The 13121-nt window shown below is 57.4% G+C and carries 7 protein-coding genes and 1 tRNA gene; 5 read left to right on the top strand and 3 right to left on the bottom strand.

The genetic code is table 11. The features are described from left to right. Positions 1-34: 34 nt before the first annotated feature. From FTO74_RS09195 to FTO74_RS09180, 4 genes are read left to right on the top strand one after another with little or no spacing between them, the layout of a single operon-like run. Complete coding sequence (locus tag FTO74_RS09195; RefSeq protein ID WP_162537879.1) at positions 35-3859, top strand: choice-of-anchor D domain-containing protein; 3825 nt, start codon at positions 35-37, stop codon at positions 3857-3859. Positions 3860-3875: 16 nt separating this feature from the next. Continuing rightward, on the top strand, positions 3876-4019 hold the full coding sequence (locus FTO74_RS09190) for a hypothetical protein (protein WP_162537878.1): 144 nt from the start codon (positions 3876-3878) through the stop codon (positions 4017-4019). After that, positions 4007-4444 (top strand): outer membrane beta-barrel protein, encoded by a 438-nt coding sequence (locus tag FTO74_RS09185; protein WP_162537877.1) that lies wholly within the window; start codon positions 4007-4009, stop codon positions 4442-4444. Before FTO74_RS09190 ends, FTO74_RS09185 begins: the two co-directional genes overlap by 13 nt. A gap of 31 nt (positions 4445-4475) precedes the next feature. Beyond that, positions 4476-5225, top strand: a complete 750-nt coding sequence (locus FTO74_RS09180; RefSeq protein ID WP_162537876.1) for a hypothetical protein — start codon at positions 4476-4478, stop codon at positions 5223-5225. A gap of 354 nt (positions 5226-5579) precedes the next feature. Here the strand turns inward: FTO74_RS09180 and FTO74_RS09175 are convergent, their stop codons facing one another. Then, positions 5580-6143: a glutathione peroxidase gene (locus FTO74_RS09175; RefSeq protein WP_162537875.1), complete on the bottom strand. Its 564-nt coding sequence runs from the start codon at positions 6141-6143 to the stop codon at positions 5580-5582. A gap of 534 nt (positions 6144-6677) precedes the next feature. Here FTO74_RS09175 and FTO74_RS09170 point away from each other — a divergent pair. Continuing rightward, on the top strand, positions 6678-8015 hold the full coding sequence (locus FTO74_RS09170) for a serine hydrolase domain-containing protein (protein ID WP_162537874.1): 1338 nt from the start codon (positions 6678-6680) through the stop codon (positions 8013-8015). A 465-nt stretch (positions 8016-8480) separates the two neighbouring features. Here FTO74_RS09170 and FTO74_RS09165 read toward each other — a convergent pair whose 3' ends face one another. Together FTO74_RS09165 and FTO74_RS09160 are read right to left on the bottom strand one after the other, a co-directional pair. After that, complete coding sequence (locus tag FTO74_RS09165) at positions 8481-11522, bottom strand: glycosyl hydrolase 115 family protein (RefSeq protein ID WP_162537873.1); 3042 nt, start codon at positions 11520-11522, stop codon at positions 8481-8483. Between the two features lie 1067 nt (positions 11523-12589). Beyond that, positions 12590-12677, bottom strand: a tRNA-Ser gene (locus tag FTO74_RS09160). Positions 12678-13121: the final 444 nt, after the last annotated feature.

Genomic DNA, 13121 nt, shown 5'->3' with positions numbered 1-13121 from the left:
ACTCTCCAGCCACAAACCATCTGGGAGAACTCTCGTGAACCATACCTTCCTCTCGCACCTGCGCTCCTCTCAAACTCCTGCCTCCGGGACAGCACCCCTGCCTCTGCCCCCAGCCGTCCTTCGGCCTAAGCCCCCCCAACCCCAACGCCGAACTCTCCACCTGGTCATCCTCGTCGCACTAGCCATCCTGGCCTCCTGCTGCTGCACCCCGACTCTCCTCGCGCAAAAAACCAGCTACGTGGACGCCAACCTCACCCCTAACGGCCCCACCTACATCGACACCGTCACCGCCACCGTCATCGTCCGCGATATGAACTCCGGCACCGGTATCGGCCAGTCCGGCACTGTCACGGTCTCGGTCGACGGAGGCTCCGCCAAGTCCGGCACGCTCACCAACAGCACCGCCTACGTCAATCTCGGCACGCTCGCCATCGGCAACCATGCCGTCACCATCAACTTCTCCGGCAGCACCAACTACACCGCTTCTACCACCTCCACCACCATCCAGGTCACCGATGCCCCACTCACCTTCGTCGGCACCCAGGGCACCACGCTCTTCCAGAGCGGATCAGTCTTCGACGTCCAGGGCGTCGCCGTCGACACCGCAGACAACTTCTATATTGCCGACCAGGCCCTCAACTTCATCAAGAAGGAAGACACCTTCGGCAACGTCACCAAGCTCCCCTTCACCGGCCTCAACGGTCCCACCGGCCTCGCCCTCGACACGGCCGGAAACCTCTACGCCGCCGACATGGGTAACAACCGCATCCTCAAGATGCCCCCCTCCGGCATCCAGACAGTTGTCACCGTCACCGGCCTCAATGGCCCAACATGGCTGGCCTACGACCGCAGCAACGACATCCTCTACATCGCCGATCCCAAAAACGGCCGCATCGTTAAATTAGTGATCTCCACCGGCACCCAGACCGATGTCATTACCGGTCTCCCCAACCTGCGAGGCATCGGCCTCACCAGTCAAAACAAGCTCCTCTTCGCTGACCATGTCCAGGGCTTCTTCGAGATCGACACCGACGGAACACAAATCCCCATCTACGCCAGCGCCGGATTCCCCGGAGGCATCGCCGGGGACGCCTTCGGCAATATCTTCGTCAGCGACACCGGACACAATATCCTCCTGCGCATTGATGCCACCGGCAACCAGGTCCAGGTCAACGACGGCGGCAACCCCGTCATCGGCATGGCCAGCGATAGCCACGGTCGCATCTACCTCGCCATTGGCCCCCGCGTCGACATTGTCGCCCCCACCTCTGGCCGCACCCCCGACAGTGTCGTCAACAATGGCGGCCCCACCGGACTCCTCACCAGCCTCATCTACCAGTCCCCTCAGAGCCTCCCCACCTTCACCATCGCCGCTGCCCCAGCCAAACTTTTCCAACTAGATTCCGGCATGTCTTGCTACAACCCCACCGGCATGTGCTACCAGTACATCGAACCGTCCCCCCAGTCGGCCGGCTTCAATGAGGGCTCTTTCACCACCACCTACAACGGCGCGTCCAGCACCCTTCCTCTCTGGACCATCGGCATCGGGGGTAGCGCGGCCTTTTCCCCCGGTATCCCCTCGCAGATCAGTTCCGGAGCCTCCACCATCGGTGGCGTCGCTCTCGACATTGCCGGAGACCGCTACGTCTCCGACACGGCCAATAAGACCGTCTTCAAGGTTTCAACCACCGGTTCGCCCGTCAAGCTCGGCTTCACCGGCCTCTCATCCCCGACCCAGGTCGCGGTCGATGCCAGCGGAGCCGTCTACGTCCTCGACACCGGCCTCAACGAGATTCTTCGCCTCGATCCCTCCGGAACCCAGACCGTAAGCTATAAGGGCACGGGCGAGGGAACCGCCGTCAGCTCGCCCACCGCGTTCGCCCTCGACGGAGATACGAACCTGGTCCTCGGCGGAAGCGGCCGCGGCACCGGAGTCGTCGCCAGAGTCGTCCGCCAGGACCTCCCGCCCATCCTCCTTCCTCCCGCCACCACCTCCATCACTCTAACCTCCAGCCTCGGCACCATCACCGCCGTCGCCATCGACCCCTATGAGAACGTCTACGCACTCGAGTCGAGCGGCAATCTCTGGAGCTACAGCATCGCCGGAGCCACCACCCAGCTAGCCTCCGGCCTCTCCGGTGCTACGGGCTTCGGCGTAGACGCCGCAAGCAACGCCTACGTCGTCACTGCTAACACCGGCAACATCACCGTAGTCCATCCCGATAAGTCCACCTCAACCCTGAGCTTGAACGGCCTCTACAGCGCGGTCGCCGTGGCAGTCGATTCATTTGGGGATCTTCTCGTCGGCGACGGCGCGGACAAGCAACTGCTCTTCCTCGATCGAACCCAGCAGAACTACATCTTCGGCAACGTCAACCTCGGATCCTCGTATACCCTCTCCGCGTCGGTCTCGAACCTCGGCAACCAGCCCTTTATCTTTTCCGGCTCGCTGCCGTCCAATGGGACCTTCGCCCCTGCAACCTCGACCGGTGAGTGCAATCCCGCCGGCAGCCCACCCACTAAGTTGTCCCCCGCTGCAAGCTGCGACCTGAGCTATACTTTCACGCCTCCATCGGCCACGGCGTTTACCTACTCCGGTAGCCTCACCACGACGCCATCCACACTCTTCGACACCACCGGCCTCGGAGCCATGCAGTTCTCCGGAACCGGGGTCGTCACCACGGCCGCACCCCATCCCATACTCACCCCGTCCACCATCAACTTCGGCAGCCTCACCGTCGGAACCACCAGCACAGCGCAGACAGCCACACTGTTGAACTCCGGCACCGCTGCGTTGACCATCACCAGCTTCGGATTCTTCGGCCCCAACACCAGTTCCTTCGCCCAGACCAACAACTGCGGCTCCACCTTGGCAGCCGGGGCAAGCTGCTCCGTTGCCATCACCTGCACACCGTCTGCGTCAGGAACTGTCACCGCAGACCTCGGAGCAAACTTTCCCTCACCCTTGGTTCAGCAGTACATCGCTCTCTCCTGCACCGGAGCCTCCGCTACCACAGCGACTCCTCAAGCCGCCCTTACCCCCGCCTCTGTGAACTTCAACAGCGTTGCGACCGGCAGCAGCAGCGCAGCCCAGACCTTCACCCTTGCCAACCATGGAAACGCGGCTCTGTCGATCAGTTCCATCTCCCTCGGCGGAACCAAGGCCTTCGCTGTCGGGTCGAACAACTGCGGAGCGTCTCTTGCCGCAGGCTCTTCCTGCACGATCTCCGTAACGTTTACGCCTTCCGCCGTCGGCTCTGCCACCGCGACGCTAACCATTGCCGACAACGCCCCCGGCTCACCGCAGAGCAGCACACTAACAGGCACGGGCACAGCGTCACCGGCTGCCGCCGATTTCACCGTGACCGCGACCCCAGCCTCCCAAAGCATCACCTCGGGAAGCAGCGCCGCTTACAGCGTAAACGTCGCTTCGACGGGCGGCGCCTTTGCCCAGGCGGTCGCCCTCGCCGCGAGCGGCCTTCCGGCCGGAGCGACGGTCTCCTTTTCGCCCGCTTCAGTCACGCCCGGAGACTCCGCTGCCCAGTCCACCATGACCATCCGGACAGCCTCTCCTCAGATGGCAAGAGGAAACGGCCTTCCACGGTGGCCCTTCACGGCACCAGTCTTCGCAGCCCTGCTGCTGCTCATCCCAGGCAAGAGACTCAGCCTCGGGAAGAAAAGCCGAGGGCTCTTCGCGAGCCTTGCCTGCATCGTTGCCTTGTTCGGCATCGCGGTGTCAACGACAGGCTGCGGTGCCGGCTTCGCGCTGCCGTCGTCCGCCAAAACCTACACCATCACCGTGACCGGAACCAGCGGATCGGACACCCACTCAACCACAGTCACGCTGACCGTGCAGTAAACGAGGACCTATGACCATGCGTTCACTCCTTGCCCTGTCGCTCCTGTCGATCGCCTCCGTCAACCTGATGGCGCAGGCTCAGCCATCCCATGAGATCGCGCTGGATTACACCTACCTCCACACCAATGCGCCGCCGGGAGGATGCGGATGTTTTCCATGAACGGCGGCAGCGGATCGTATGCCTATCATCTGGGACCTCAGTTCGCCACCGTGTTCGAGGTCGGAGCCGTGCATGCCTCGAAGGTAGATGCCAGCGGTCTCGACCTGACGCTGACGTCGTTTCTGCTGGGGCCCCGCTTCTTCTACCGCAGGCCGCAGGCTCGCTTCGTTCCCTACGCTCAGGTGCTGCTCGGAGCGGTCCGGGCAACCGGAGGACTGGCTCCGGCCAACTCGGGCGGAGCCGCTTCGTCAACGGTCTTCGGCTCGACCCTGGGAGGAGGTGTCGAGTTCAACCTAAACCGAAAAATTACCCTCCGACTCGCCCAGGTCGACTACTTCGTCACAACATTCCCCAACAAAGCAGACAACCATCAAAACAACCTTCGATTTACCGCAGGCGCAGCACTCCACTTCGGAAAAAGGTGACTGCTCGGAGATTCTCACTCAGGAGTCAACAATGAAAATCGCTCACCGTGAACTTCTAACCCTGGCCGCGCGTTCATTGCCTGGACGCATTGCTCTCGCATGTGTTCTAGCCTGCACTCTGCTCAACATGAGCATGGCGACTGCCCAATCGCTCAAACTGGACGCTCCCTCACCTTTGCATCAGGGCAACAACCAGGCACTCATCGACAGCTTTGTCGGCGACCACTATTACTACTTCTACGCCGAGCCCGGCAAGTTTCACATCGCCTGGACCTTCAGTGGTGCGCAGGAAGGTTTCGACGTGGGCGGCAAGCCCTCCTTTGCTGCCGTCTTCAATCCCAAGACTGCCGGATCTCAAATCACCCATAAGGATGGCCCCACGGGCGCGGTCTACGAGGGTTCCGTAACCCAGCGCACGCGCGTTCTGGTAGGCGTCTCTCCGGTTAATAGCAAACTCGTGCGCCAGACGACTCCATACATCATCGTCGTCACCGGAAACGTCTCCTTCGGCAACGCCTCCGCCGGTCCTGACCCGATTGTCGGCACCTATGCCCAGAAGTTAATATTTTCGGGCGAACCCGCGCTTGGAGCCGTCAGATTCCTTGCCAATGGCAAGATACTCTCTTCGAATGGCGGCACTGGTACATGGGCTGCCTTCGATGCCGAGAGCGGCATTTACACCGTCACCATCGGCGGTCATCGCATGACGCTCACGCTCCAGCGCGGCCGAGCCCTGGTCGATACCGCCAACAAGCAAACCGTATTCGAGCTGCAACGTTGAAATTGCTTTCCAGCCACAGTCAACAAACGTGCATACGACCACGATGATAACTGGTTTCAACTAAATGTCGGACCGGCGTACCACTTTGGAAAACGGTAACCATGATGAACGCATGTCTGCATTTTTTCGAGCTTCCGCCCAGTCATGCTGAAGTTTGAAAAGTCTGTTCGTCGGGCTTGGGTAGTTCAGCATCTGATTGCACCCGATAGGGAAGAGACGTTGCCGGTCAGGAAAATTGATGAATGCAGAAGGGCTAGCTTTGGGCTAGACCTTCTGCATGTTGCCTCGGTAGTAATTCATTTTGAACTCGACATCCAGGGATTCAGAAAGTCTCTGGTTTTCTTTGTCAGGGCTCTATTTGAGGGCAGCTTCGATAGCAGAGATTACTTCGGGGGAATCCGGTTTAGTCGCCGGTTCGAAGCGGGTGATCGGGCTGCCGTTGCGGGCAATCAGGAACTTGGTGAAATTCCATTTGATATCCCCACCGATGGTCGGGTTAGCAGACTTGTCGGTGAGATAACGGTAAAGTGGAGTTTCGTCGTCTCCCTTGACTGAGACCTTGGACATCATAGGAAACGTGACATGGTATTTCCGATTGCAGAAGGTTTTGATCTCGGCTTCGGTGCCTGATTCCTGATTGGCAAAGTTATTGGCGGGAATGCCTACAATGACGAGACCGCGATCCTTGTACTTCTCGTAGACGGATTCGAGAGCGGCATACTGCGGGGTATACCCGCAGGCGCTCGCGACGTTGACGAGGAGGAGGACCTTGCCCTTATAGGGAGCGAGCGTCGTAGGCTCGCCGTCGATGGTTTTGAGCTTGTAAGCGTATATCTGTTTGGCCGATCCAGCGATAGCTGCGGTTGAGAGGCAGAGCAGCAGAACGAGACAAAATTTACGCAAGGGGAATTCCTCCATATGTATCCGATACTAATCGGACTAAGGCATTGTAAATAGTTCTTATTTCGGCCCACGAAATTTTCATGGAGATCCGTCGATGAGCATTTCTAGGAACCAATGAGCGGGGTATGATGCGCCGCATTCATTAGGCATATCAGAGTCCGACCTCTGTTGTTGGGCTGCAGAGGTATAGCTTCATCGATCAAGGATGCTGAAGAGATTCATATCGGTGTATTGCCGCCGGTGCATTGGCCCTTGGGATTCAAGCAATCAGCCATATTCGCGGCAAGTCATTCTTCAAGAACCCCTTGACATCCGTTTCTTGAAAATAGCAAAGCCTGCCTTCCAGCACGAGTTAGGCAAGCCCGTGCATTAAAAAACGTCCTTGCGTTCAGCTTCCGAAAAAATCATAGATCTGATATATGAGCCTGGATCGTATAACCCATTTTCTCTGATATAACGGTTGGCAACGATCGAAGGATCATTGAAGGTTGCGAGACTCCTGGGCTATCCCATCGAAGAACGTATCAATCTCGTGCAAGCGGAAAGTCCATGAAGAAAATTCGAATCGCAAGTACAATACGCTTTACGATGATGGGCCTGCTCATCGCTACAACAGTAGCAGTCCCATGCATCGCTCAAAAGCCAGCTCATAATGCCCCCGATGAGGCTATTGTGAAGCCCGAAACCGTCGGCTTTTCCAGTGAGCGCTTGGAACGGCTGCATGCCTTGATCCAGCAGGAGGTCGACGGAAAGCAGTTAGCTGGCGCCGTCACGATTCTGGCGCGACACGGCAAGATCGTTGACTATCGCACCTATGGACAGCGCGATATCGCAAGCGGTACTTCAATGACCAAGGATGTTATCTTTCGGGACTACTCCATGACGAAGCCAATTACAGGCGTCGCCATGATGATCCTTTATGAGGAAGGGAAGTGGCTGCCCTCTGACCCGATTGCGAAATACATCCCAGAGTTCGAGCACCTCAAAGTATTCAAGGGTGTCGATGCTGATGGCAAGGCAATCCTCGTTGACCCCGATCATCCTCCAACGTTGCGTGAACTAATGTCGCATACCGCTGGCTTTTCTTACGGTTCAGGCCACACTGTAGTCGATGCAATGTATCAGGATCAGAAAGTTATGCAGTCGACCAACCTACAGGAGATGATCGACAAGCTTGCGAAGATTCCATTGAACTATCAGCCGGGTAAAGGCTGGACTTATAGTGCCTCCATGGACATCGAGGGGTACATCGTGGAAAAGCTCTCGGGCCAGACGCTGCCGGATTTCGTGCGCGACCACATTACAGTTCCACTGGAGATGAAGGACGCAGGCTTTTTTGTTCCGGCGGAGAAGAGGTCTCGCTTTGCTTCCAATTACCGCCCGGACGCACAGGATCATCTTGTTCCCGTGGAGGCCAATAGCAGTATTCCTACAGACTATGCGACACAGCCTACGATGCCTTCAGGCGGAGGAGGCATGGTCTCCACGGCTATCGACTACTATCGCTTTGCGCAGATGCTCGCCAATGGAGGCGAACTGGATGGAAAACGCATTCTGGCACCCGCCACTGTCAAGCTCATGACATCGAATCATCTACCAGAGTCTCTGCTGACGGGTGAATTTGGAATAGGCTTGCAAGTGATGAGGCCAGGTTTCGGTTATGGTTTCAACTGCGCCGTTGTCTTCGATCCGCTGGCAGCGACTCTCCCCGATGGCAAAGGGACTTTCTTCTGGGACGGAGCGGCGGGAACCTGGTTCTGGGTAGATCCAACCAATGATGTTGTCTTTGTCGCCATGATTCAGCGTATGGGCGGCCACGACAACCATCGTTTGGAGTACCGCAGCCACGCGACGGTCTACCAGGCGCTTCTTGATCCTTCGAAGTAGTTGAACTATTAGAGACGTACGTTACTTCCAGAAGCCGACATCGGTACTTATAGGTTGCTCGACGAGTACATTGGCGATGATGCGCTCGAATGCCATTGAGCCCCATCATTCAGTCGAAGCTGATCCGCTTTCAGCGATTTGGACGCCCTACGGAACGTGTCAATGAGTAGCGCTTACCGATCTAAATTGCGTCACACTCTCGTCAAAGACCTGTGGCTTCGAACGCCGTGCCCTCACCTTGCTCGGCTACGCCCGGCCCGTTGCCGTCCTATGTAACGGAATGACGTAACGAGGCCATCACCGCTAACACCTAGCTACGCAAAGGCTTCTCAACTTCGGCACCGATCCAAGAACCCCGGGGAGACGCTGTCGTCCTCTCCAAACATCTCTACCGCGGGCTATAGACCAATCTCCCACCGAAGTTACTGGGCCTGGCGCCGCCACTGCAAAGGCCACCACCAAGCATCATCTCTGACTGGGTTTGGCTTGCGACAGACGCAACGGTTTGTAGTAACTCTCAGGAGGCCCGAGGTACGACGGCTTAAGTCCGCCAAGGTCCATGAAAATCTTCTGCAGGGTGATACCCGGATCGACCATCCATACCTTAAGCGTGTGGTAGCCAGAGGAGGGAATCTGGACTTTGGCGGAGACGATGCGAGCTTCGTCCTTCACGTTCTTCTCCCACTCATTGCCGTCCCGCGGTGAGGCAGCGGCAACAATGGTCGTCGGTACCCCCGTCACCATCGCAGGCGTCTGATCGTCAATGGAGACGGCAAAGCGCAGATCGCGACCAGGGATGAACGCAAGATTGGGGGCGAGAACGTTGTAGACAGTCGCCTCCCCGGAGGTGAAGAAGTAGGTCTTGTACTCCAGGCGGGGCGATTCTTGAGGAGGCGACAAAGGACCAAAATCCACCGGCCCCTGCCCGCGCATGGCAGAGAGAGTCCGGCCGTAGTCCTCGACTCTGATCCATTTCAGGTCGCCCATGTCGGCCTTGCTTGTGTAGTGTTCGGGCTCGATGGAAACGACGCCGCCATCTTCGACAAAACCGGTGAGCGTATCGCGGGTGACGTCGGCAGCAGAGATGGCGTCAACTTTGACGTTCACCGCCGTGTCGCCATGTGCAATCTTCACGCTGCCAAAGGCGGCGCCTTGAGGAGCCTTCGACCAGTCAATGCTGACCCAGAGGCGTTCCTCCTTCGCTACAGAACCTCGAACGGCAGATAGAACGATCCATGGATCACTGGGCGTGGCGGTATATTGGACCGCGCCGGTGCCACGATTGAACACGTCGATATAGCGCCGCTGCTGGGCGATAGAGTTGAACCTGGGCAGGATGGGTTCCCCCTCACCGCCAGGCCACGCGGCAGCGGAGTTCTCAACGGCGACGCCGAGTGCCGGAGTGTTCGCAATAGGCACCGAGGTGAGATGAATCTGCGCCATGCTGGGAGCACGGGGTTCGGCCCAGCTGGTATAGCCGATGTGGACGTCGTCCTGAAAGTGATCCCACTTGCCACCGGCAAACTCCGTGTTGTAGTGCTTCATCAGCGCGGCGTCGTTGGCATAGTCTCTGCGGGCCATATCGGCGAAGTCGTTGGCACTGATGCGACCCTGCTGGGCGTAAAGCTCGTTCTTCGCGCCAGCGACATACATTTCGGTGAGGTTGGCGCAGGCTTTGACGGGGAAGAGCACCAGTTCGTAGAAGGCGTCCTGCTGGTCTTTCGGCAAGAGCCTGGAGAGTGCTTCTGCCCTGGAGGCCAGTGCGTTGTAATCGTTGGCGACCGTCTCAGCCTCGTTATAGTTCGCCACGCTGTAGGTGCTGGTGGCCAGACGTTCCGGCTTGCGCCGTCCGTTGAACTTCGTATAAAGCGTCATGATGTCGGCGATTTCGCTGGCGTGCTCGGAGCCGAACTCGCGTGTAGCCCATAGGCGCGTGTATTCGCGCATGGTGTCGTTGGTCCACCTGTTCGAATTCCAGCCGAGGTTGAGAAAATAATCGATGGCAAATTCAATATTCTTGAACTTGCCGACATTGACGATCCATATCCGATCGGCACTGTACTGTTTGGCCAGCGACATCTGATCCCAGACGCGGGAGATAGGGCTGGTGTTGACCCAGCGGTAATCGGTAGGTCCGCCGTGGTAGTCGAAGTGATAGTAGATACCGGCGCCACCCGAACGTTTGCGTTCCTCGTCGGTGGGGAGACGGCGAATGTTCCCGTTGTTGTCTTCGGCCCAGAGAAGGGTGATGTCGTCTGGAGCGTGCAGGCGTCCGGTCTCGTAGTAGTTCTGGACCTCCTTGTAAAGATTCCACATCTGCGGAACCTTGCTGACATCGGGATTGATGGCCTCACCGATAATCTTGCGCTGGGCGGGGATAATTTTGTTGAGGAGATCAATGGCCTGATCCGTGCCCTGGACCATGGCGGAGTCGTTCTCGCCGCGCAGGCCCATGGTGATGATGCTTTCGTAGTTCTTGTTCCGGGTAAGGCCGTCTCGCCAGAATCGGTCCAGCACGTCGGAGTGCGTTGCATAGTTCCATGATCCTCCGGTCACGGAGCGGGGCAGGCGGTCCCATTCCTTCTGGGCGCGAAGCATGGGCTCCTGGTGGCTGGTGCCCATGACGATACCAAACATATCGGCCGTGGCTGCGTCCGCCGGGTCGTCTTCGTTGAACGCGTTGTTCCACATGGCTGGCCAAAGATAATTCCCCTTGCATCGAAGCAGCAGCTCGAAGACGTGCGAGTAGAACTCGTGACCGTAGTTGGCGACACCGGCAGGTATGATGGCCCCCTTGGCAGGGTCACTGTTCTGCGGGACATCACCGTATTTGGCGTGGATGTAGCCGGATAGGGATGGGGCTTCATCGTTGAAAAAGATGCCGCGATACTTAACGGAGGGCTCTCCCACCAAGAACTTGCCCGCCTTCACGTGGAGCTCGGCATGTTTCTTGGCAGGCACATCGGCCCAGTAATACCAGGGCGACTGGCCGGACTCTTCCGAGAGATCGTAGACACCGTAGATGGAGCCGCGTTTGTCGGAGCCGCAGATGACCAGGGCCGAATCAACCCCCGGCAGAGGGTTCCGAACCACCTGTGTGAAATACGACTCCCATTTGTCCCGGATGGCCGAGACATCGATCTTGTGCGCAGCGACCAGCCGGTCGATGATCTCGCTCCTCCCGACGGTACCAATGATGATGACGTTACGATCAGTAACTTTGGCGCTGGAGATGACCCTGGGCGTCTTGCCGGTGATGTCTTTGATGTCATTGGAGAGATCGTTGGCGGCTCGGAAGACACCTGGCCAATCCTTCGGATCAACGTAGATCGTCGCCGTTGTGTTCGCGTTGACGATGGTGAAACTGCCGGGGGCCGACGAGAATTGGACGTAACGCTCTTGACCCAGGGCCCATGCACGCTGCGCGACGAAAATGGAGGCGGCTACGGCGATTATGACAAAAGCGGCAACCCGTGCTGCGCGAATCGAAAGAAAAGGCGAGAGCATATTTTCACCTAAACGGATTGGCTGGTTTCATGGACGACGTGAAGCGCTCGAGTGACTGTTCCACGATATCGCACTCTACCGTAATTTTCCGCCAGACTCATCAACTATCGATCCCAGCACCGTGACTCCCCCTTCCTCCTCGTCCTTAGGGGTCTTGGTCTCTCGTACCAGTACAAAGGAAAAAGTGCAGAAGGTCTGACTCGTCCTGAGTGGCGTGTTCGAAAAGCTTAGCCAACTGGTCGCCACTATAGGCCCGGACCTTCTTTTCGGTGTATTTGGGTAGGTCTTTCCCTTTGAGGAGGGATGTCAGGCCAAAATGATGCAGGAAAATCTGGAGGTAATCGACACGGTTGCGGATGGTTCGTGGTGAGTTTCCCCGCTTCCTCAGAAACTCGATGGGCTCGATGATGTCCGTTCGGATGAGTTGATCCAACGAGCGATCAGCAAATTTTCGGGGAAGATTTGCCAGTCTTGTCGGACGCCGGACTAAAGAGGTGGAGAGTCTTTCTATAGGCGCGATAGGTCTTGTGCGACCGGTGTTGCTTCATCTCCAGGAGATATTCGGAGATGGCCTCATTCAGCAGCTTTTTGTTCGGCGAAGTTGCGGGTTCTGGTGATTCTGCTGAGGGGATAGGAACATCGGGTGGTACTCCCGAGTTTGGAATCTCTGGCTGCTCACTCCCGCTCTGGAGATCTAGTGTCTTTTGGTGGAGCTTGGCTAGTGCTATCGAGCCATCAGGCCCGACAGGCTCTCATACTCGCTTGCTGTTATTGGCATAGCGGAGGCAGTAGATCGAGCCTGAAAACTCAGTGGCGCGACCTCGATGGATTGCGTGGTTGGGCCGAAGGCAACCGTTGGCCGCATATGTGGCCTTCAGATAGGGGTGGGATCCGTCAGGGAGTCGGATGCACAGATATAGCTGAACCGGTGACTTCATGTAAAGCCCTCTTGGGGCTAATACCGGCGATTATGACGCAACCACTTCCGCAAAACTGGTAGCAACTTCTGGTAGTAAGCTATTGAAGTTTTCCGCAAGTTGTTAAATTTAAAATTGGTTACTAGGTGATGGCGGAGAGACAGGGATTCGAACCCTGGATACCTTGCGGTATACACGCTTTCCAAGCGTGCGCCTTCAGCCACTCGGCCATCTCTCCTCATTATCAACAGCTTACACGAAACGACTCCCAAGAAGGTAACACGCTTAGGAGGTTTCCCGTTGAGCCACTTTATAGAGTTTACAAGAGAAAGACGATACCTGCACAACGTTTCGGACAATACCGTCCGCTGATACCCCCACGCCTTTAAATGGCTTCCGTCCGACTCGCCCGCCTAAGACGAAGCGAAGCTACAATTGAAGCAAACGTGATGCGGATGCGCGAGAAAGGTTTGAAAGAGACCAGCTACAACGTCGCCATTCGGGCAATCAACGCCTACCTGCATTGGGCGAGCGGCTGGGAGCGCAAGTGCGGCTCGGGATGCACCCACTCACGTATGCAACAACTGAAAGAGCCGCAGAATATCCTCCCTACGCTGTCCGAACCTCAAGTCCAGTTTATCGTGCGTGGCCTCCCGAAAAGAACTTCTAACGGCAGCGATTG

The sequence above is a fragment of the Granulicella sp. WH15 genome (genome assembly GCF_009914315.1).
In the GTDB taxonomy this organism is placed as follows: domain Bacteria; phylum Acidobacteriota; class Terriglobia; order Terriglobales; family Acidobacteriaceae; genus Edaphobacter.
This window is presented reverse-complemented; position numbering and strand designations above follow the sequence as displayed.